19 protein-coding genes are annotated in these 21,344 nt (G+C 67.5%); 9 read left to right on the top strand and 10 right to left on the bottom strand.

The annotated features are described in order from the left end of the window. Nucleotides 1-2: 2 nt before the first annotated feature. Nucleotides 3-1,376, bottom strand: coding sequence for a cryptochrome/photolyase family protein (locus ABIC65_RS03580; protein ID WP_354306794.1), 1,374 nt, complete (start codon nt 1,374-1,376; stop codon nt 3-5). Between the two features lie 113 nt (nt 1,377-1,489). Here ABIC65_RS03580 and ABIC65_RS03585 point away from each other — a divergent pair, with 113 nt between their 5' ends. Continuing rightward, a complete protein-coding gene (locus ABIC65_RS03585) occupies nt 1,490-2,374 on the top strand; it encodes a diacylglycerol/lipid kinase family protein (protein ID WP_354306795.1) in 885 nt (294 codons plus the stop codon). Between the two features lie 158 nt (nt 2,375-2,532). Here ABIC65_RS03585 and ABIC65_RS03590 read toward each other — a convergent pair whose 3' ends face one another. Genes ABIC65_RS03590 through ABIC65_RS03600 form a run of 3 tightly spaced genes read right to left on the bottom strand, consistent with a single transcriptional unit; the run spans nt 2,533 to nt 8,059 of the window. Beyond that, nucleotides 2,533-5,217, bottom strand: coding sequence for a valine--tRNA ligase (locus ABIC65_RS03590; protein WP_354306797.1), 2,685 nt, complete (start codon nt 5,215-5,217; stop codon nt 2,533-2,535). Nucleotides 5,218-5,271: 54 nt separating this feature from the next. Then, a complete protein-coding gene (locus ABIC65_RS03595; protein WP_125974444.1) occupies nt 5,272-5,625 on the bottom strand; it encodes a response regulator in 354 nt (117 codons plus the stop codon). Nucleotides 5,626-5,665: 40 nt separating this feature from the next. Then, entirely contained in the window at nt 5,666-8,059 is a 2,394-nt protein-coding gene (locus ABIC65_RS03600) for a hybrid sensor histidine kinase/response regulator (protein WP_354306798.1), read from the bottom strand. Nucleotides 8,060-8,413: 354 nt separating this feature from the next. Between ABIC65_RS03600 and ABIC65_RS03605 the strand changes: the two genes are divergently transcribed. Continuing rightward, on the top strand, nt 8,414-9,697 hold the full coding sequence (locus ABIC65_RS03605; protein ID WP_354306800.1) for a lipase family protein: 1,284 nt from the start codon (nt 8,414-8,416) through the stop codon (nt 9,695-9,697). A gap of 21 nt (nt 9,698-9,718) precedes the next feature. Here ABIC65_RS03605 and ABIC65_RS03610 read toward each other — a convergent pair whose 3' ends face one another. From ABIC65_RS03610 to dapA, 3 genes are all read right to left on the bottom strand, one after another. Next, complete coding sequence (locus tag ABIC65_RS03610; RefSeq protein WP_354306802.1) at nt 9,719-10,264, bottom strand: DUF2062 domain-containing protein; 546 nt, start codon at nt 10,262-10,264, stop codon at nt 9,719-9,721. Nucleotide 10,265: 1 nt separating this feature from the next. Continuing rightward, on the bottom strand, nt 10,266-10,748 hold the full coding sequence (smpB, locus tag ABIC65_RS03615) for an SsrA-binding protein SmpB (protein ID WP_010545579.1): 483 nt from the start codon (nt 10,746-10,748) through the stop codon (nt 10,266-10,268). A gap of 67 nt (nt 10,749-10,815) precedes the next feature. After that, nucleotides 10,816-11,697: a 4-hydroxy-tetrahydrodipicolinate synthase gene (gene dapA / locus ABIC65_RS03620; RefSeq protein ID WP_354306804.1), complete on the bottom strand. Its 882-nt coding sequence runs from the start codon at nt 11,695-11,697 to the stop codon at nt 10,816-10,818. A 71-nt stretch (nt 11,698-11,768) separates the two neighbouring features. Here dapA and ABIC65_RS03625 point away from each other — a divergent pair, with 71 nt between their 5' ends. The 3 genes from ABIC65_RS03625 to ABIC65_RS03635 all read left to right on the top strand — a co-directional run bounded on the left by ABIC65_RS03625 (nt 11,769) and on the right by ABIC65_RS03635 (nt 14,649). Next, entirely contained in the window at nt 11,769-13,760 is a 1,992-nt protein-coding gene (locus ABIC65_RS03625) for a lytic transglycosylase domain-containing protein (RefSeq protein ID WP_354306806.1), read from the top strand. A gap of 15 nt (nt 13,761-13,775) precedes the next feature. After that, entirely contained in the window at nt 13,776-14,255 is a 480-nt protein-coding gene (gene greB, locus ABIC65_RS03630; protein WP_354306807.1) for a transcription elongation factor GreB, read from the top strand. 115 nt (nt 14,256-14,370) lie between these two features. After that, complete coding sequence (locus ABIC65_RS03635) at nt 14,371-14,649, top strand: acylphosphatase (RefSeq protein ID WP_354306809.1); 279 nt, start codon at nt 14,371-14,373, stop codon at nt 14,647-14,649. A gap of 77 nt (nt 14,650-14,726) precedes the next feature. On the opposite strand, the gene ettA is transcribed toward ABIC65_RS03635, so the two are convergent. Then, nucleotides 14,727-16,406 carry an energy-dependent translational throttle protein EttA gene (ettA, locus tag ABIC65_RS03640; RefSeq protein WP_354306810.1) on the bottom strand — a complete coding sequence of 560 codons (1,680 nt, stop codon included), beginning with the start codon at nt 16,404-16,406 and terminating at the stop codon, nt 14,727-14,729. Nucleotides 16,407-16,692: 286 nt separating this feature from the next. Here ettA and ABIC65_RS03645 point away from each other — a divergent pair, with 286 nt between their 5' ends. Both ABIC65_RS03645 and ABIC65_RS03650 read left to right on the top strand, forming a co-directional pair. Continuing rightward, nucleotides 16,693-18,072: a M20/M25/M40 family metallo-hydrolase gene (locus ABIC65_RS03645; RefSeq protein ID WP_354306812.1), complete on the top strand. Its 1,380-nt coding sequence runs from the start codon at nt 16,693-16,695 to the stop codon at nt 18,070-18,072. 149 nt (nt 18,073-18,221) lie between these two features. Further along, on the top strand, nt 18,222-18,446 hold the full coding sequence (locus ABIC65_RS03650; RefSeq protein WP_354306813.1) for a hypothetical protein: 225 nt from the start codon (nt 18,222-18,224) through the stop codon (nt 18,444-18,446). 57 nt (nt 18,447-18,503) lie between these two features. Here ABIC65_RS03650 and ABIC65_RS03655 read toward each other — a convergent pair whose 3' ends face one another. After that, nucleotides 18,504-19,091 (bottom strand): PAS domain-containing protein, encoded by a 588-nt coding sequence (locus ABIC65_RS03655; RefSeq protein ID WP_354306814.1) that lies wholly within the window; start codon nt 19,089-19,091, stop codon nt 18,504-18,506. A 145-nt stretch (nt 19,092-19,236) separates the two neighbouring features. Between ABIC65_RS03655 and folE the strand changes: the two genes are divergently transcribed. Together folE and ABIC65_RS03665 are read left to right on the top strand one after the other, a co-directional pair. Next, a complete protein-coding gene (gene folE, locus ABIC65_RS03660; RefSeq protein ID WP_354306815.1) occupies nt 19,237-19,851 on the top strand; it encodes a GTP cyclohydrolase I FolE in 615 nt (204 codons plus the stop codon). A 14-nt stretch (nt 19,852-19,865) separates the two neighbouring features. Continuing rightward, nucleotides 19,866-20,813: an NAD(P)/FAD-dependent oxidoreductase gene (locus tag ABIC65_RS03665; RefSeq protein ID WP_354306817.1), complete on the top strand. Its 948-nt coding sequence runs from the start codon at nt 19,866-19,868 to the stop codon at nt 20,811-20,813. Here ABIC65_RS03665 and ABIC65_RS03670 read toward each other — a convergent pair whose 3' ends face one another. After that, entirely contained in the window at nt 20,814-21,260 is a 447-nt protein-coding gene (locus ABIC65_RS03670) for a DUF3429 domain-containing protein (protein WP_354306819.1), read from the bottom strand. Between the last annotated feature and the right edge of the window lie 84 nt (nt 21,261-21,344).

Here is a 21,344-nt window from a genome sequence, read left to right on the forward strand (position 1 = left end):
CCTCAGCGAACCGCCCGGCCTGCCGCGAGCGCGCGCTCCCGCGCCTCGCGGTGGTCGATGCGCTTGGGCGGATAGGCGGCAGGGCGGCATCCGGCCGCATCCGGATCGTGGATCGCGGCGTCGGGCAGCTTGGCTAGTTCGGGCACCCATTGCCGGATATAGCCCGCCGCATCGAACTTCTCGGACTGGGTGAGCGGTGCCATCACCCGGCTCCACTGGCTCGAATCGACGCCCGATCCCGAGACCCACTGCCAGTTGACCGCGTTGTTGCCGTAATCGGCGTCGACCAGCGTGTCCCAGAACCAGCGCTCGCCCTCGCGCCAGTCGATCAGCAGATGCTTGATCAGGAAGCTGGCAGCGATCATCCGCACGCGGTTGTGCATCCAGCCGGTCGCCCAGAGCTGGCGCATGCCCGCGTCGACGATCGGGTAGCCGGTCTGGCCGCGCTGCCAGGCGCGCAGATCGGCCTTGGCATCCCGGCCGCTCCGCCATTCCATCTTGTCGAAGGCGGAACGGCCGTTCTTGGCGGCATAGTCGGGGAACTGGCAGATCAGGTTCTGGGTGAAGTCGCGCCAGCCCAGCTCGCGCAGATACTCCTCCACCTGCCCGCCCGCATCCTCCACTGCATGCCAGACCTGCGCCGGGGAGACCTCGCCGAAATGGAGGTGCGGCGAGAGGCGCGAGCTGCCTTCGATCGAGGGCAGGTTGCGGGTATCGTCATAGCGCGCGGCGTGGTCCTGAAAGCGCCGCAGCCGCTTGTGCGCCCCGGCCTCGCCCGGTGTCCATTCCTCGCGGAAGCCGCCGGCCCAGTCGGGCTTGGTCGGGAGCAGGTCCCAGTCTTCCAGCTTGTCGCTCTTCGGCCATTTGGACGGTGCATCGATCTTCGACGGAACGCGGGTAGGCGGCGCCGGGGGCAAGCGTTCGCGGAGCGCTCGCCAGGAGGGCGTGAAGATCTTGTAGGGCTTGCCGGCGCCCGTCGTCACCGAACCCGGCGGCAGCAGATAATTGCCGTCGTGGCAGCACAATTTCAGTTGCTTGGCGACCGCCCGCTCGGCATTGCGCCACCAGGGCTCGTAATGGCGGATGCAGTGGATCGTCGTCGCGCCGGTCTCCTCGGCAAGCTGCGCCAGTGCCTCCTCGCTCTTGCCGCGCCGCAGGATCAGCCGCGATCCTTTATCACGCAGCGCCGCGTCGAGCGCCGCCAGGCTGTTGTGCAGCCACCAGCGCGAGGCGCCGCCCATCGCGCGGTGCTTGGCGGTCTCGTCGTCGAGCACATAGACCGGGACGACCGGGCCTTCCTCGATCGCGGCCAGGAGCGCAGGTTGGTCGGCAAGGCGGAGGTCGCGGCGGAGCCAGAGCAGGACGGGGGCAGGCATGGGCGCACAAACGCGCAAGTCTCGCGAAAGGCGACCTGTCCGCTGGAACAGGGGGTACGGACCCGATCGCCGCGCCGATGCGTTACGGGCCCGTCATCATTCAAGGGGTACCCATGCAGTTCCGATCGGCGGCAATGGTCGTCAATACCAAGTCCCGCCACGGCCAGGACTGGTTCGACCGCGCCTGTGCCCGCTTCGGCGAGCAGGACATGCCGGTCGACGCGCATGCCGTCGACGATCCCGACCGGCTAGAGGCGGTGCTGGAGGAGGTGCTGGCGAAGAAGCCCGAGCTGGTGATCCTGGGCGGCGGAGACGGCACGATCAGCGGCCTGGTAGACACGCTGGTCGGCAAGGGCGTGACGCTGGGCGTGCTTCCCTTGGGGACCGCGAACAGCTTCGCGCGGTCGCTGGGCATTCCGCTCGACGTGGACGGCGCCATCGACGCCATTCTGCAGGGGCGGCCCAAGCGGATCGACCTCGGCATGATCGACGACGACTATTACGCCAGCACCGCCGCGATCGGCCTGTCGCCGCAGATCGCCCAGACCGTGCCGCACAACGCCAAGCGCTGGTTCGGGCGGATGGGGTATCTCAGCTGGGCCGCGCTGCAATTCGTGAAGTTCAAGCCGTTCACGGTGATCGTCGGCGAAGGCGCCAGCGCCCAGCGGCTTCGCGCGGTGGAGGTGCGGATTTCCAACGGCCCGTTCCATGGCGGTACCGAGCTGGTCGACGAAGCCGGGGTCGCCTCGGGCGAGATCGTGGTGCAGGTGGTGAAGGGCCCGACCAAGTCACGGCTGGTGCGGAACTGGGCGGCCTCGGTGCTGCGGCTGGAGGCGCGCAAGGAGGATACGGTGACGTTCCGCGGACAATCGCTGCGCGTGGCGACCGAGCCGTCGCTGCCGATCTCGATCGACGGCGAGGTGCTGGCGAAGACTCCGGTGACGGCGAAGGTGGCGCCGGCGGTGATCGATGTGATGGTACCGGTGGAGTCCAAGTAGCTTCGCAGAGTCACCCTCACCCTTCCCACCGCCTTCGGCGGCGGGCCCCTTCCCTCTCCCGCAGGCGGGAGAGGGAGTTGAGCTGCAATCCCTCTCCCGCCTGCGGGAGAGGGAGGGAGCCGCGAAGCGGCGGAAGGGTGAGGGTGAGTCGGGCTAGATCACCCCAACCGCGCCAGAGCTGCCGAAAGCCGCTCGGCTTCGGCCGCCTTCTCGGCATGGTCCGCCCGCGCCTTCTCGACCGCCTCGGGCTTGGCCCGCTCGACGAAGCTCGGGTTGCCAAGCCGCCCGGCAAGCCCGTCGCGCTCCTTCTCGGCCGCGGCGATCGCCTTGGTCAAGCGGGCACGCTCGGCCTCCAGGTCGACCACGTCGCCCAGCGGCATCACGAAGGTCGCCTCGTCCACCACCAGCTGCAGCGCCCCGCCCGCGGGCGCATCGCCCTGCGCCTGGTCGACGCGCCCGAGCCGCGCCAACGCAGCGTCCTGCCGCGCGAGCCGGGCAACCGTATCCGCCGAAGCATCGCGGACGTGCAGCGCAAGGCGCGCGCCCGGTGGCACGTTGAGCTCGGTCCGCGCCGCGCGGATCTCGCTCACCAACCGGATCAGCCAGTCGATCTCCTGCGCCGCCTTCGGATCCAGCGCGCGGGCATCCGCCATCGGCCACTTGGCCACGATCAGGTCATGCTCGCGCGGGCCCATCTTCGACCACAGCTCCTCGGTGATGAAGGGCATGAACGGGTGGAGCATCACGAGGATCTGGTCGAGCGCCCAGCCTGCAACCGAGCGAGTCTCGTCCGCGTGCGCGGCGTCGACGCCCTCGCCCTGCAGCACCGGCTTGATCAGCTCGAGATACCAGTCGCAGAAGCGGCTCCAGACGAACTGGTAGATGCTGTTCGCCGCCTCGTCGAAGCGCAGGTCGGCCAGCGCGAGGTCCAGCGCCTGCACCGTCGCGATGGTTTCCGCGATGATCCAGCGGTTTACCGCCAGCTCCGCAGTCGGCGCCTCAAGATGCTTGCTGGCCGCGATCCCATTCGCCTGGCAGAAACGCGCGGCGTTCCAAAGCTTGGTCGCAAAGTTGCGATAGCCCTCGAGCCGCTTCTCATCCATCTTGATGTCGCGGCCCTGGCTTTCCATCGCCGCCATGAAGAAGCGCAGCGCATCGGCGCCATACTTGTCGATCATCCCCAGCGGATCGACCGTGTTGCCCTTGGACTTGGACATCTTCTGGCCGTCCGCAGCGCGAACGAGACCGTGCAGATACAGGGTCTTGAACGGCACTTCCTTCATGAAGTGCAAGCCCTGCATCATCATCCGCGCATCCCAGAAGAACAGGATGTCGAAGCCAGAGATGAGCACGTCGTTCGAATAGCGCCCGCCGAGCGTGGGATCGGTGTTCTCGGGCCAGCCGAGCGTCGCGAACGGCCACAGTGCGGAGGAGAACCAGGTGTCCAGCACGTCGGAATCGCGGGTGAGCGCAACGCCCTCCCCGGCCTGCGCCTGCGCCTCTTCCTCTGTCTCGGCGACATAGGCCTTGCCGTCGGCATCGAACCACGCCGGGATGCGGTGGCCCCACCAGAGCTGGCGGCTGACGCACCAGGGCTGGATGTTCTCCATCCAGTTAAAATACGTCTTTTCCCAGCTCTTCGGCACGATCTTGGTCGCGCCCGAGCGCACCGCCTCGATCGCCGGCTTGGCGAGCGTCGCGGCGTCGACATACCATTGATCGGTCAGCCAGGGCTCGATCACCTGGCCCGAGCGGTCGCCATAGGGCGTCTGGATGGTGCGCGGCTCGGCGTCATGCTCGGCGCCTTCCTTGTCGACAAAGGGCACCAGGAAGCCCTCGTCCTTCAGCCGCGCGACGATCGCCTCGCGCGCCTCGAAGCGATCGAGCCCGATCAACTCGGCGGGCACCAGCCCGTCCTGCGTCTGGCAGATCGCCGCCTTGGCATCGAGCATGTTGAGCATCTCGCCGGCCTTGATCCCGGCGCGAACACCCACTTCAAAGTCGTTGAAATCATGGCCCGGCGTGATCTTCACCGCGCCCGAACCCAGCGCCGGATCGGCATGCTCGTCGCCGACGATCGGGATCAGGCGACCGGTGATCGGCAGCTTGACCTGCTTGCCGATCAGCGCCTTGTAGCGTTCGTCCTCTGGGTGCACGGCGACGGCCATGTCGGCGAGCATCGTCTCGGGCCGCGTCGTCGCGACCTGGATGAAGCCCGAACCGTCCGCCAGCGGATAGCGCAGGTGCCAGAAATTGCCGCGGACTTCCTTGGTCTCGACCTCTAGGTCGGAGATCGCGGTCCCGAGGCCCGGATCCCAGTTCACCAGCCGCTTGTCACGATAGAGCAGGCCTTGGCGATGCAGCTCGACGAACACCTTGAGGACGGCCTTGGAGAAGCCCTCGTCCATGGTGAAGCGCTCGTTGGCCCAGTCCATCGAGCAGCCGAGCCGGCGCAGCTGGCGGGTGATCTGCCCGCCGCTCTCCGCCTTCCATTCCCACACCTTGTCGACGAACGCCTCGCGGGTGAAGTCGGTGCGCTTCTGCCCGGCGGCGTTGAGCTGGCGCTCGACCACCATCTGCGTCGCAATGCCGGCATGGTCGGTGCCGACCACCCAGCGCGCATCCTTGCCCTTCAGCCGCGCGTGGCGAACGAGGATGTCCTGCAGCGTGTTGTCGAGCGCGTGGCCGATGTGCAGGCTGCCCGTCACGTTGGGCGGCGGGTTGACGATCGTCCAGGGCTCGGCGCCCTCGCGCTCGGGGCGGAACAGGCCTTCGTCTTCCCAATGGGCGTACCAGCGGGATTCGATGTCGGCGGGGTCGAAGGTCTTGGGGAGTTCGGTCATGATGCAGGGGCTTTAGCGTCGCCCCTGCCCTGCGCACAACCCTTGGGCGTCGGCTCAGCTGAGGTTGCTGAGCACCTTGTCGACGCGGTCCAGCGTGAACGGCTTGGAGAGCACCGGCCGGTCGCGATGCGATTGGGCGATGCTGTCGTCGGCGCCGCCGGTGGCAAGCACGAAGGGGATGCCCAGTTCGGCCAGCTTGTCGGCGATCGGCCAGCTCTGCTCGCCGCCCCGCAGGTTCACGTCAAGGATCGCCGCATCGATGCCGCCGGCTCCGATCCGGTCGAGCGCCTCCGCGACATTGTCCGCCGTGCCCGCCGGCACGCGGTCCAGTGCATCGAGGAAATCCTCGAGCATCATGGCGATCAACGGCTCGTCTTCGACGATGAGAATGTTACGCGGACCCTGCATGCTACCCCCTTTGCAGGAAAAGTTGTTTCGTGCCAAGCACTTATTTGACCACCAAGATCTCCTGAACCGCTTCTGCAAGTTGTTGCACGGAAAAGGGTTTCGGGAGAAAGGCGACATTGTCGAGATCGATCGAACGGCGCAATTGTTCCTCGGCATAGCCGGACATGAACAGGATCGGCAGGTCGGGCCAGCGCTCGCGGACCTTGCGCGCCATGCTGGGTCCATCCATCACCGGCATCACCACGTCGGAAACCAGCAGGTCCGGTTTCTCCATGGTCTCGATCGTTTCAAGCGCGACTTCGCCATTTTCGGCGGTGACCACCGAATAGCCTTGCCGGGTCAGCGCGCGCTCGGCGATCGCGCGGACCATGTCCTCGTCCTCGACGACGAGGATGGTGCCGGTGCCCCATAGATCGGCCGGCTTTTCCTTGACCACCGGCAGCTTGGCCACCGCCGCCTCGGGCGCGGTGTGCACCGGCAGGTAGATCGTGAAGGCCGCGCCGCCGCCGGGATTGTTTTCGGCGAAGATATAGCCGCCCGACTGCTTGATGATGCCATAGACGGTCGACAGGCCGAGCCCGGTGCCTTTGCCCACTTCCTTGGTGGTGAAGAAGGGCTCCCAGATCTTGGGGAGAATCTCGGGCGGAATGCCCGTGCCGGTGTCCGAGATGCGCAGCGCGGTATAGTCGCCGATCGGCAGCACATCGTCGTCCATCCGCCGGACATCGGCGGAGGAGACCGCCAGCGTCTCGATCGTCAGCGAGCCCCCGCCGCTCGGGTTCTTGCTGAGCATCGAATCGCGGGCGTTGACCGCGAGGTTGACCACCACCTGTTCGAGCTGCCCTGGATCGGCGCGCACCGGCCCCAGGTTGCGGCCATGCTTGACGTCGAGCGACACCGTCTCGCCGAGCAGCCGCTTGAGCAGGTTGGAAACCTCGGAGATGATGTCCGGCAGCTGCAGCACCTGCGGCCGCAGCGTCTGCTGGCGGGAGAAGGCGAGCAGCTGGCGGGTCAGGCTCGCGGCACGGTTCGAGTTGGCGCGGATCTGCTGAATGTCGTCATAGTCGCTGTCGCCGGGCGAATGGCGCATCAGCATCAGGTCGCAATGGCCGATGATCGCGGTGAGAATGTTGTTGAAATCGTGCGCCACGCCCCCGGCGAGCTGGCCCACCGCCTGCATCTTGGTCGCCTGCGCGATCTGGCGCTTGAGCTTGCCCTCCTCGCCCGAGTCCCGCAGGCTCAGCAGCACCGCCGCATCGCCCAGCCCCCGCGCGCCGGCGATGGTGATCGCCACCGGCTCTTCCGAGGCATCCTTCAGCCGGACGGTGATCTCCAGCGATTGCGGCGCGCCGCCGGCGAAGCGGCGGACGGCATCCGCCAGCGTCGCCTTGTCCTCGCGCACCACCAGGTCGCCCGGATAGAGCGGCGGCGCGGCGGGGTTCACCCGCGCGGTGCGGACGAACGCCTCGTTCATCGTCAGGAAGCGACCGTCGCGGTCGATCAGCGCGAGACCGGTGGGCAGCAGCGAGATCAGCGAATGGACATGCGCGGACGCGCTGCCGGCCAACGCGGGGCTGGCGATCGCGGTCGGCTCCTCGTCGAGCAGCGCGACGAGCAGCGGCGCCTCGTCGCCTTCGAGGAACGGGATCTGGAGGACGCGCAGCGGCGTGCCTTCCATGCCTTCGCGCTGGAACCGCACCTGCCCGATCGAATCCGTGATCAGCAGCCCGGCAAAGTCGCGGCCGTCGGCGACGGCATCGGCGCTGCCGAGCGCGCGATGACGGAAGACGCGGTTGGCCGAGCGGATGCGGCCATCGGGCGCCACCAGCACCACCATCACGCCTGCCCCACCCAGCCGATCGCCGGTCGGTCCCGCGAGCAGACCCTGCACCTGCACCGCCAGGTCGAGCGCGTGGATGCCGATGAACCGCCACACCAGCGATTCGTCGCCGACGCGGACCACCCGCACCGCCACCTGCGCGCCGAACACCTGGATGTCGCTGCAGCGGCTCTCGCCGTCGCGCCAGGCGGCGCGCGCGCAGGCACCAAGCGCCCGCTCGCCCTCGTCGCCGATCGGCAGGTTGGGCGGGGTCGGCCAGCCGCCGAACAATGCCTCGTACCGCGGGTTGGCGCACACCATCCGGCCGCTGCGATCGGTCACCGCCAGCGCGTCGTCGCTGGCCGAGGCGAGCGCATGGGCGATCGCCCAATCGGTATAGCGTTCGATGCTGGTCGTCGGCGAGCGGAACAGCCGCCCCAACGCCAGCATCACCCCGGCGGCCAGCAGCGCTGCGGCGAGAAAACCCATCGCGATCACGCGATCGTTGAGGCTGGTGAGGATGATGCCCGCCGCTGCAACACCGGTCACCACCACCGCCACGATCGGCAGCAGCAGCGACGGCTTCGGCAATTCGGCGTCGGGCAGACTAGCCATGGTGCACCGATGTTCCGTCCCCGCGCCAGCGTCAAGCGCCCATTCGTCCGCGCGAAGCGCCCGGCGCGCCTTGGCACGATCAAGCGGGTGCGCGGCCGCAGAACGTCAGCCGAGCGCCCGGAACTATATCGAGATCGAAACAAACGGCGCTGCAGCACGGGCGCGTTTGAATCGCCGTGTCACGCTGATGTTACGAGCGACGCAGGTGCAGCATTGCCGCGGTCGCGCGCGACAGTTTGATCTATCGCATCGGGAACGGAGCGTTCCGATGTGCACCGGCTGCTCGGCGCCCCTCTATCCTTGCGGCCTCGCCGCGCGTCCGCCGCGCCGCCAACTATAGCTGGGACAGGGACCATGTACGACCTTACGCAGACGACATTTCTCTTTTCCTATTTCGTGAACGCGGGCGCGCAGGTCACCGGCACCGCGCCGCAGATCGCCGCCTTTCTCGATCTCGCGCTCGATCAAGGCGGCAACTGGAGCAACGGCACCCAAACCTTCACGGTCAGCGGGCTGCTCGACAAGATCGGCGACCAATTGATCGGACAGGACTGGAAGGTCGCCTGGGGACCGGCGGTCTACCAAAGCCGGCAGGATGCCCGCGCCGACAATGCGATGGCCGTCCTCCACAGCGCCTCGCAGGACCTCTATGTCGTGGCGATCGCCGGCACCGATCCCAACGACGCCTATGATTGGCTCAAGGAGGATTTCCCCGTCGGCCCCAACGACATGGTCGATTTCCCGCTCGCCGACCCGGCGATCCCGCCGGTGGGTCACAAGGCCGATGCAACCCGATCGCAGGTCTCGCTGGGCACGGCGCGGGGGCTCCACCATCTGCTCGAAAACCTGATCGATCAGGACGGCAACAAGGCGTCGCTGATCGCCTATCTGCAGACGCTGGTCCCGAGCGGCACCGGCACGCCGCGGATCATCTTCGCCGGTCACAGTTTGGGCGGCGCGTTGTCCGCCGCGTTGCCGTTGCAGGTCCTGTCGATGATCGAGGGCTGGACGTGGACGAGCCAGGGCGGCGCGGTCAACATCCTGCCGACCGCCGGACCGACGCCCGGCAACGCGGTGTTCGCCGATGCCTGGGGCGCGGCCTTCCCGGCGGCGCCGATCGCGGGCATCAATACCGGCAACCAGGTGTCAGCGCTCAATGTCCCCATCGCCAACGACAAGGATCTCGTTCCGCACGCCTGGACTGCCATCTACGCAACGACGCCGGACAGCGCCGATCCCTTCTATTTCTTCGATTTCAGGCCGCTGGCGCAGACGCTGCAGTCGCTGACGGTGACGATCGGCCCAGGCCTGTGCGACGTCGTGCACCACTTCGCCGCGCGTGCGCAGACCGACGGCAACGGCGCCAACGCCGCCGTGCTGCCCGGACGCACCTGGCTGCCTGCGAGCTTCCCCATCAGCTATTTCGACAAGGATACCGGGACTTTCAGCTCCTATTCCCTCCCGACCGGCGAGGTCATCGATCCCTTCACGCTGCTGAAGGTGGTCGGCAACGTCCATGTCTGGGGCTATTTCCCCTTCTTCGGGATCAAGGCCACAGACCTGCCCTTCCCGACGGCCGTGGAGCAGGGCCAGAGCGTGTTCGGGACAGCGCAGGTGATCACACCCGAAGCGGTGTAGCGAAAGCGGCGGCAGCCGCGGTCAGTCGATCGCGGCTGCGGCAGCCCGCGCACGTTGTCGCCGCCGCCATTTCCCGGCGATCCACCAGCGCCAGAGCAACGCGCTGCCGACATACCCCAGCAGCGCCAGCGCGGCGGTGAGCGTCAGCAGCCCCACCAGAATGGCGGGACCGATATCCTGCAACAGCCAGTCGAGCCAGGTCGGGCCGGCGGCCGCCGTCACGGCCGAACCGGGGCCGAGGATCGTGCTGCCGACCCAGTAGGCAGCGAGCCATAGCGGCGGCGTCGTCAACGGATTGGTGAAGAACGTGGTGGCCGCCGCCGCCGGAATATTGGCACGCAGCGGCAGCGCAAGGAACGCCGAGGCCGGGATCTGCCCCATCGGCACGAGAATGCCGGTGACCATGCCAAGCGCGACGCCACGCGGTACCGAGCGGCGGGTAAAGCGCCACAGCGAGCTGTGCATCACCCGGCTCGCGACCGGCTTCAGCCAGCGATTGGTCTCGATCGATTCCCGGCTGGGGATCGCCTTGTCCGCCAGGCGACGCAGGCGGCCCGGCGCGGCCATCTCAGCCGCGGTCGCGGAGGATGCGCGACTGTTCGCGCTTCCAGTCGCGTTCCTTGATGGTCTCGCGCTTGTCATGCGTCTTCTTGCCCTTCGCCAGCGCCAGCTCGACCTTCGCCCGTCCCTTGCCGTTGAAATAGACCGACAGCGGGACCAGCGTCATGCCCTCGCGGGCGACGGCGCCGTGCAGCTTGTTTATCTCGCGCTCGTGAAGGAGCAATTTACGCGGCCGCTTCGCCTCGTGGTTGAAGCGATTGCCGTGGCTGAACTCGGGGATGTTGGCGTTGACCAGCCACACCGCCTCGTCCTTCACCTCGGCATAGGCTTCGGCGATCGAGCCCTCGCCGAAGCGCAGCGACTTCACCTCGGTCCCGGTCAGCACCAGGCCGGCTTCATAGGTCTGTTCGATGAAATAGTCGAAGCGGGCGCGCCGGTTCTCGGCGACGGTCTTCACTTTGTCGAAGGTAGCGGGACGCGGACGGGCCATAAGACCGCGGGATGTAGGGACGCGCAGCCCGGAGCGCCAGCCGTTTGTTGGCGCTCCGGGCCGAAGGTCAGAGAAGCCCGGCGAATTCCAGCGCGGCGTCGACCGCCTTGCGGCTCGCTTCGCCCGCTTCGGTCATCGGCAGGCGAAGTTCCTGCGGGAAGCCCGGGCGCACCCGGCCCATCGCGTACTTCACCGGACCCGGCGAGGCATCGGTGAACATCGCGATGTGGAGCGGATAGAGCCTGTCGTGGAGTTCGAGCGCCTTGGCATTGTCGCCCGCCGCCCAGGCGGCGTGGAACTCTGCGCACAGCTTGGGCGCGACATTGGCCGTCACGGAGACGCAGCCCACCCCGCCCATCGCATTGAACGCCAGCGCGGTCTCGTCATTGCCCGAGAGCTGGACGAAGCCGGTGCCGCAGCCCGCGCGCTGTTCGGAGACGCGGCTGAGGCTCCCGGTCGCGTCCTTCACGCCGACGAACGTCTCCGGAAACGCCTTAACGATCCGCGCCATGGTGGCGGGCTGGATGTCGGTCACGGTGCGGCCGGGCACGTTGTACAGCACGATCGGCAGGTCGGTCGCCTCGGCCACCGCGGCGAAGTGACGGAAGATGCCTTCCTGGCTCGGGCGATTGTAATAGGGCGGTACCATCAGCGCGGCGTGGGCCCCTGCATCCCTGGCGGCATGGACGTTGTCGATCGCCACCTTGGTGTCATTGGAACCGGCCCCGGCGAGGATCTTCACCCGGCCTTTCGCCTGATCGGCACAGACCCGCACGATGTGGAAATGCTCGTCTTTGGGCATGGTCGCGGCCTCGCCGGTGGTGCCGCAGGGCACCAGCGCCGACGAGCCTTCGGTAATCTGCCATTCAACGAGCGCGCGGAAATCCTCCTCCGCGAACGCGCCGTTGCGGAACGGCGTGACGAGCGCAGGGATCGATCCAGAAAACATCGCGCGGAATCATCCTCTTTTTTCGGTAGAAACGGGGTGGCAGATACGGGCGGATCTCCTATCATGTCCAGATGGTCGGTACGGTACTCAAAGGCGCGTTGGTGTTCGCCGGTGTTTCGGGACTGGCGGCCTCCTCGCAGGTGACCCCTGCGATGCTGGCGGCCCTGGCGGGCGGCTTCGTGCCGCAGGCGCAGGCGCAATATGATCCGGTGAACACGGCGCTGGTCGAATGGAAGCGACTGCAGCAATCGGACAATTACGCCTTTTCCGACTATGCCAATTTCCTGCTCGCCCATCCCGGCTGGCCCGGCGAGAAGAGCCGGCGCGCGGCCGCCGAGACGATCCTCGACAGCGGCGCGACCATGCCGGACCTCGCCGTTCGCTTCTTTACCCGCTTCCCGCCGATCACCCCGGCCGGCCGGCTGCGCTATGCCGAGGCGCTCGCCGCCACCGGCCGCCGCGCCGAGGCGGAGGACCAGGCCCGCCGTGCCTGGCGCGCCGGCATCCTGCGCACCGTAGACGAGAGCAAGCTGCTCGCCTCGTTCGGCACCGCACTCCGGCCTGCGGACCATGACGCGCGCGAGGACATGCTGCTCTGGCAGGGCGCGACGAGCATCGCGACGCGACAGCTGGTCTATACCTCGCCCGAGCTGCGCCCGGTGTTCGACGCGCGGATCGCCTATCGCACCAACGCCTATGATGCGGCGACCAAGGCGAGCCTCGCGGAGGCGCGCGGCGGCGCCGACCATGGCTATATCGCCGATCGCGCGCGCTGGCTGGGGCAAACCGGCCAGACCCAGCTGATGCGCTCCTACCTCGCCCAGCCGCGCCGCATGGCCGGCTTCCCCGGCGATCCGGAGAAATGGTACGAAGTGCTGCTCGCGGCCGCGCGGGGCGCGCTGGCGGACGGGCAGTACGACCTCGCCTATCGCATCGCCTCGCAGGTCGACGACGCCTTCCCCTCCGGCACCGACGTCAGCGAACTCTCGCTCGGGGTGCGCGACGATTATACCAGCCTCACCTGGCTCGCCGGCACGGTGGCGCTCTACAATCTCGGCCGCCCGAGCGATGCCGTGGGCATGTTCGCCCGCTACGGTCATGGGTCGAAGACGCCGGGCACGCAGTCCAAGGGCCTGTATTGGGCCGGGCGCGCTGCCGAGGCGGCAGGCAATGCGACCAGCGCGCGCACCTATTATGCGAGCGCCGGTGGCTTCCCGGACCTGTTCTACGGACAGCTTGCGGTCGAACGGCTCGGCCAGCCGCTGCGGGGCCCGCGCGATCTCACCGGCAAGACTGCGTCCCCGGGGGCCCGCGATGCCTTTTATCGCAGTGAGCTGGTCCGCGCCGCCCAGCTGCTCGGCCAGATGGGCAATCGCAGCGACCAGAGCCTGTTCCTCCGCAAGATCGCCGAGGACGCGACGACCGAGGACGACCACCTCCTCGCCGCCGATCTCAGCCGCACCCTCGGACGGCCCGATCTGGGCGTGATGGTCGGGCGCAGCGCGCTGCAGAACGGCCTGTCGGACTATAGCGCCGCCGGCTACCCCTCGGTGAAGGTGCCCGAGGGGCAGCGCGATTACTGGACGATCATCCACGCGATCGCCCGCCAGGAAAGCCAGTTCAACCGCGACGCGGTCAGCCGTGCCGGCGCACGCGGGCTGATGCAGCTGATGCCCGGTACCGCGCGCGAGACCTCGCTCAAGATCGGCAGGAGCTACGACCCCGGCGCGCTCAACGCCGATACCGATTACAATATTGAGCTCGGCTCCAGCTATTTCCAGCGCATGCTGAACTACTATGGCGGCTGCTACCCGCTGGCGGTGGCGGCGTACAACGCCGGGCCGGGCAATGTGAACAAGTGGCTCAACGCCTATGGCGACCCGCGCCTGCCCGGCGGCGACATGGTGCGCTGGATCGAGCAGATTCCGATCTTCGAGACCAAGAATTACGTCCAGCGCGTGCTCGAAAATGCCGTGGTCTACGACCTGATGAATCCTTCCTATGCGCGCAGCAAGGGGAACGCGAACCTCAGCTGGTATCTGGGCAAGAGCCGGCCGGGCTGATAGCGCGGGCCGATCATGAGCGATCGCCCCAACTATATCACGCCCGCCGGCTATGCCGCGCTCAAGGCCGAGTATGACCAGCTGTTCGGGCAGGAACGCCCCAAGCTGGTCGAGACCATCTCCTGGGCAGCGGGCAATGGCGATCGTTCGGAAAACGGCGATTACATCTATGGCCGCAAGCGGCTGCGCGAGATTGATCGCCGGCTGGGCTTCCTCGCCCGGCGGATGAAGGCGGCCAAGGTGGTCGACCCCAGCCGGCAGGAGGACCGCAGCGGCGTGTTCTTCGGCGCCTGCGTCACCATCGCGGACGAGGACGACAACCACCGCACGCTCACGCTGGTCGGCGACGACGAGGCCGATGCCGCCAAGGGGCTGGTCGGCTGGAACGCACCGCTCGCCCGGGCGCTGCGCGGTGCGCGGATCGGCGATCTGCGCCGCGTGACGCTGCCCGCGGGCGAGCGCGAATATGAAGTGATGGCGATCACCTATCCGTGACGCGCCGGGGTCTGCCGGGTTTGCGGCGGACCGTTCGCCTGCCCCGCTTCCCATCTGTCCCAGACTGCTACAGGTAATTGAGGCCCAACATCACGGGCGTGTACAAAGGGAGCGTATGGCGCAGCAGCGAATCCTGGTTTCGGGACGGGTACAGGGAGTCGGCTATCGCGACTGGGTGGTCCGCACCGCGCAGCGCGGCGGGCTGACCGGTTGGGTGCGCAATCTGCGCGACGGGCGGGTCGAGGTGCTCGCCGCGGGCGAAGATACCGCGCTCGGCCTCTTCGTCGAGGCCTGCCGCGAAGGTCCGCCCATGGCGCGGGTCGAGCATGTCGACAGCGAGGCGGTGCCGGAGGACAAGGCGCACAAGGGCTTCACCAAGCGCTTCACCGCCTGATCCCACCACCGAGGACAAACGAAAAGGGCCGCTTCGCACCTGGCGAAGCGGCCCTTTCTTTTCAGCGGTAGCGCGGCTCAGCGCGTCAGCTTCTTGTAGGCCAGCGCGGTCGGACGATCGGCGGCGTCGCCCAGGCGACGACGCTTGTCTTCCTCATAGGCTTCGAAGTTGCCCTCGAACCATTCGACATGGCTATTGCCCTCGAAGGCGAGGATGTGGGTGGCGAGACGATCGAGGAAGAAGCGATCGTGGCTGATCACCACGGCGCAGCCCGCGAAATTCTCGATCGCCTCTTCCAGCGCGCCCAGCGTTTCCACGTCGAGGTCGTTGGTCGGCTCGTCGAGCAGCAGCACGTTGCCGCCGCGCTTGAGCATCTTGGCGATGTTGACGCGGTTGCGCTCACCACCCGAAAGCTTGCCGACGATCTTCTGCTGGTCCGCGCCCTTGAAGTTGAACGCGCCGACATAGGCGCGGGTCGACTGGTCGTGGCCGTTGATCTTCATGTAATCGAGACCGTCGGAGATTTCCTGCCAGACGTTCTTGCTGTCGTCGAGGTGATCGCGGCTCTGGTCGACATAGCCGAGACGCACCGTCGAACCGATGTCGATCTCGCCGGTGTCGGGCGTTTCCTGGCCGGTGAGCAGCTTGAACAGCGTCGACTTGCCCGCGCCGTTCGGCCCGATCACGCCGACGATGCCGCCCGGCGGCAGCATGAACGAGAGGTTCTCGAACAGCAGCTTGTCGCCATACGCCTTGGAGATGTTCTTGGCCTCGATCACCTTGCCGCCCAGGCGCTCGGGCACCTGGATGACGATCTGGGCCTTGCCCGGCGTGCGGTTTTCCTGGCTGGCGACCAGCTGCTCGAACTTGGCGATACGCGCCTTCGACTTGGTCTGGCGGGCCTTGGCGCCCTGCCGGATCCACTCGAGCTCGTCCTTGATCGCCTTCTGGCGGCCGGTGGCCTCGCGGTCTTCCTGCTCGAGGCGCTTGGCCTTCTTCTCGAGATAGGTCGAGTAGTTGCCTTCGTACGGGAAATACTTGCCGCGATCGATCTCGAGGATCCATTCGACGACATTGTCGAGGAAATAGCGGTCGTGGGTGATCATCAGCACCGCGCCGGCATATTCCTTGAGGTGATTTTCCAGCCAGTTGACGCTTTCGGCGTCGAGGTGGTTGGTCGGCTCGTCGAGCAGCAGGATCGACGGCTTCTGGATCAGCAGGCGAGTCAGCGCGATGCGGCGCTTTTCACCGCCCGAGAGGTTCTCGACCGGCCAGTCCGACGGCGGGCAGCGCAGCGCTTCCATCGCGATTTCGAGCTGGTTGTCGAGGCTCCAGCCGTCGACCGCGTCGATCTTGGCCTGGAGATCGCCCATCTCCTCCATCAGCGCGTCGAAATCGGTGTCGTCCTTGGGATCGCCCATCTCCGCCGAAATGGCGTTGAAGCGATCGACCATGTCCGCCACTTCACGCGCGCCGTCCTTGACGTTCTCGAGGACGTTCTTGGTCGGGTCGAGCTGCGGCTCCTGCGGCAGATAGCCGACGGTGATGTTCTCGCCCGGCCATGCCTCGCCGGCGAAATCCTTGTCGATGCCGGCCATGATCTTCATGAGCGTCGACTTGCCGGCACCGTTCGGACCGACGATGCCGATCTTGGCGCCCTGGTAGAATTGCAGGTTGATGTTGTTGAGCACCGGCTTGGGGGCGCCGGGGAAGGTTTTGGTCATGTCCTTCATGACGAAGGCGTACTGCGCAGCCACGGTGGCGGATCTCCGTTGCGAGAATTCTGGATGCTGGAAAGACGCGTGGCATGTAGCGATGCGGGCGCGGCTTGGCAACGCGGGGGTGACCACACGCTCAAGCCCCTCCTCCTCGGAGGAGGGGTTGGGGTGGAGGGATTCCAGAACGCTGGTTTGGTCTCTGTTAGACACTACCCCACCCCAACCCCTCCCCTGAAGGGGAGGGGCTTAGCGCTCTTCGCAGCTTCTGCTCTCAATCACCTCATCCCCCATTGCAATCGTTCCACCGCTGGTTAGCATCCGCAGCATGACCAAGCGCCTCCTGCTCGCGGCCGCTGCCGCGCTCGCCCTTCCCTTTCCCGCTCTCGCGCAGACCGCCGCCCAGGTGGCGAGTGTACGCGATGCCGCGCTGAAGGACGATGTCGCCTGGGACGTGGTGGAAGGGCTGACGACCGAGATCGGCCAGCGTCTTGCCGCGACCGAGGCAGAGGCCCGCGCCCGCACCTGGGGCGTCAAGAAGCTGACCGCGCTGGGCTTCCAGAACGTCCACATCGAGACCTATCGCATGCCCGTCTGGGTCCGCGGCGCGGAGACGGCCGAAGTGCTCGGCGGATCGGCGCAGAAGCTGACGATCGCGGCGCTCGGCTATTCGGGCTCGACCGGCGCGCAGCCGCTGGAGGCGGAGGTCGTCTATTTCGCCTCGCTCGCCGATCTCCAGGCCGCCCCCGCGGGAAGCCTCAAGGGCAAGATCGCCTTTATCGACCACGCGATGGTGCCGACGCAGGACGGCTCGCAGTACGGCTATTACGGCGCCGTCCGCCGCGCCGGCCCGAGCATCGCCGCGACCAAGGGTGCCGCCGCGGTGCTGATCCGCTCGATCGGCACCGATCATCACCGCAACCCGCATACCGGCGTCACCACCTGGGCGAAGGGCGTCTCGCCGATCGCCGCCGCCGCGCTCTCCGTGCCCGATGCCGAGCAGCTGGTGCGCCTCGTCAAGCGCGGCCCGGTCAAGCTGCGGCTGAGCGTGACGCCGCAGTTCAAGGGCGAGGCCGAGTCCGGCAACGTCATCGCCGACATCCCCGGTAGCGATCCCGGCGCGGGCATCATCGTCGTCGGCGGCCATCTCGACAGCTGGGACCTCGGCACCGGCGCGATCGACGATGCCTCGGGCGTGGCGATCACCACCGCGGCGGCGCTCCAGGCCGCCAAGCTCGGCCAGCCGCGCCGGACGATCCGCGTCGTCTGGTTCGGCGCCGAGGAAGTCGGCGGCTTCGGCGGCGCGGCCTATGCCAAGGCGCATGCCAAGGAACGCCATGTGCTGGCGATGGAATCCGATTTCGGCGCCGACCGCGTCTGGAAGTTCGAGACCAACCTGCCCGAGGGCGCCAAGGCGATCGGCGACCGGCTGGAAACCGCGCTCTATCCGCTGGGCATCGAGCGCGGCCGCGGCACCGCGCATGGCGGCACCGATGTCGAGCCGATCCTCGCGCTCGGCGTCGGCACGATCGGGCTCAACCAGGACGGGCTGCGCTATTTCGACCTGCACCACACGCCCGACGACACGCTCGACAAGATCGATCCGGCGCAGCTGCGCCAGAACGTCGCGGCCTGGGCATCGATGCTGGCGATCGCGGCGAACGCACCGGAAGATATTGCCGCCGTCCCCTCCGAAAAGGGCGAGTGACGGGGCGTCCCGAATTCGGGCGGAAACATGGCAAAGTCACGGCGATGCGACATATTTGCGTTTGACGCGTTGCTCGCCGTGCCCCATGCAGCGGGCTGACGCGCAGCTCCTTTCGGCTGCGCAACGGAATTGGACGTAGGAGCAACCGGATGACCAAGCTTCGCCTGATGGCCGCGGCAGCCCTGCTGACGCCGCTTGCGGCATGCGGCGGCGGCGAAGGCAATCTGTCCGACGGCGCGAACGTCGCGCCCGAGGCCAATGCGATGATCTACCAGAACGACGCCGAGGATCGTGCAAATGCCGAGGCCGAGGCGATGATCGGCAACGCCGCGCCCGACAACGGTGCCGAAATGCCGGCCGCCAACGCGCAATAAGCCGTACCGGCCGAACCCATCAGGGGCGCCCCTTCGGGGGCGCCCCTTTTTCGTGGCTCAATAGCCGGCTTCGATCGCCATCCGCACCGCATCCGCCGCGGTGCGCACGCCCAGCGCGCGGAACATCGCCGCGCGGTGCATCTTGATCGTCCGTTCGGTCAGGCCGAGGTCGTAGGCGATCTGCTTGTTGAGCTTGCCCGCCGCCATCGCGATCAGCACCGAACGCTGGCGCGGCGACAGCGCGCCGATCTTGTCCCGCGCGATCGTGGCACGGTGGGCGGTGCCTTCCTTCGGCCCCTCGACTTCCATCTGCGAGCCGAGGAAATATTCGAGCTCGCCGTCCTCGCCGAAGATCGGCGCCACCAGCAGCGCGTTGCGGAACGGGGTGCCGTCCTTCTTGTAGTTGAGGATCTCCACCATCACCGGCCGCTTCTCGCGCACGCCCGCGCTCAGCGCCTCGCTGAGCCAGGGCTCGGTCTTGTCACCGGCGAGGAAGCGGCAGTTGCGGCCGAGGATCTCGTCGCGTTGATAGCCGGTCAGCGTGACGAAGGCGTCGTTGCAGTCGATGATGGGATTGTCGGGGAGTCTCGGGTTGCTGAGCACCGCGGCGACGGCGCTTCCGGCGATCATGTCGGTCAGTGGCATTGGTCGGCTTTCCGCATCCTTTTGGGGTCGCGCACTTGCATACCCTTTTGTCCATGTTCCCGGTTTCCCCCGGGTTCCTCATGTGGAGGACACTCGATGCCGGCGTGCCACGCAAATGCTGCCGGTGAAACGAAAGGTAGGCCCGATGAACTTCTTCTGCAACGACATAGAACGGGCCGACAACGAACCTGCGCAGGAAATGGTCCCGGAGGAAGTGCAGGAAGCGGTTCGCACCCTGCTGCGCTGGGTCGGTGAGGATCCCGAGCGCGAAGGGCTGCGCGATACGCCGATGCGCCATGCCAAGGCCTGGCGCGAATATTGCGCCGGCTATGACGAGGATCCCGGCATGCACCTCGCCCGCACCTTCGAGGAGGTGGCGGGCTATGACGAGATCGTGCTGCTGAAGGACATCCCCTTCCAGTCGCATTGCGAGCACCACCTCGCGCCGATCATCGGCAAGGCATCGATCGCCTATATGCCCAAAGACCGGGTGGTCGGCATCTCGAAGCTCGCCCGCGTGCTCCACGGCTATGCCCGCCGTCTGCAGATCCAGGAGCGGCTGACCGCCGAGATCGCGCAGTCGATCTGGGAGCACCTCAAGCCCGCCGGCGTTGCGGTGGTGATCGAGGCGCAGCATGGCTGCATGACCGGGCGCGGGGTGAAGACCCACGGCGTCGGCATGGTCACCAGCCGGATGCTGGGCTGCTTCCTCGAGGATCGCAGCAGCCGGGCCGAACTGATGTCGCTGATGGGCTATTGAGCGGGACCGCGACGATGGACGTGGTCATCCTCGGCGCCGGCATCGCCGGCCTCGCCTGTGCCGATCAGCTGCGTGCCGCCGGGCACCGGGTGACCCTGTTCGACAAGGGGCGCGGGCCCGGCGGGCGCATGTCCACCCGGCGGGTCGACGTCGACGGCGAGACGCTCCAGTTCGACCACGGCGCGCAATATTTCACCGTCCGTGACGAGCGCTTCCGGCGTCTGGTGCAGGATTGGCAGGCGCAGGGCGTGGCCAGCCCGTGGGACGAGGCCGGCCCGGATGCCTGGGTGGGCACGCCGACGATGAACGCGCCGGTGCGCCACATGGCGTCGGCGCATCAGGTGCATTTCGGCCATCATGTCGTCGGGCTGACTCGGAACCCACAGGGCTGGCATGTTCGGCTGCAGGAGCAGCAGCACGGGCCCTTCGACGCGGCGATCGTCGCGCTGCCCGCCGAGCAGGCCGCGGCGATCCTCGGCACGCACGACCTGATGATGGCCGCCGATGCGATGGCCGCACGCTCGCAGCCCTGCTGGACGGCAATGATTGCGTTCGAGGGACGCGTGCCGATCGCGGCCGACAGCATCCGCCAGCACGGGATCATCGGCTGGGCCGCGCGCGACGGCGCCAAGCCTGGGCGCCACGACGGGGAGACCTGGGTGGTGCAGGGGCATGGCTCCTGGTCGACCCAGCATCTCGAAGACGCCGCCGACACCGTGGCGCAGGCGCTGCTCGACGCGCTGCTTGCCCATGCCCAGGGCGCGGTGCCCGCAGTCCGCTACCTCGCCGCGCATCGCTGGCGCTTCGCGATGACGCCGGGGATCGACAAGGGCGCGCTGTGGAACGGATCGCTGCAGCTGGGCGCCTGCGGCGACTGGCTGCAGGGCCCGCGGGTCGAGCTGGCCTGGCTCTCCGGCCACCGGCTGGGCACGATGATCGGCAGCGCGGCGGCCGCGGCCTGATCAGAGGAGCGCCAGCGCCAGCGTCAGGGCGCCGAGCCCGGTGGAAAGCTGGAGGCGCAGCGCGATCCAGCCGTTGACGCTCTGCTGCTTGCGGGCCAGCGCCAGATCGACGATCGGCGAGAGCAGGATCGCCGCGCCCAGCACGAGCAGCGCCGCTTCCGTCGTCCAGCCGAGCAGCCGGAGCAGCATCAGCCCCCAGGCGATCAGCGACGGCAGCACTGCGATGGTGAACAGCGCAGGGGACGCCTTCCCGCGCGCGATGCCCTGTCCCCACCAGAGCCCGCCGAGGAAGCTGAAGATCAGCGCGGCATAGCCAAAGCCGGCGTCGAGCAGGAGCACACGGTGCATCGGCAGCAGCACCAGACCGGCCGCGCAGCCGATCAGCGGCAGCAGCCCGGCATAGCCGAGCATCCGCGCGGCGGGGGCGAGCGAGGCGTGGTTTTCCATTGCATCGGGATCGCCCGGGCGCCGCCAGCGCTCAACCTGTCCGAAAAGACATCGCGCTCGCAGGCGGCCCCTGCCCCACATGAC

It is taken from the genome of Sphingomonas trueperi (genome assembly GCF_040545665.1).
GTDB lineage: Bacteria > Pseudomonadota > Alphaproteobacteria > Sphingomonadales > Sphingomonadaceae > Sphingomonas > Sphingomonas trueperi_B.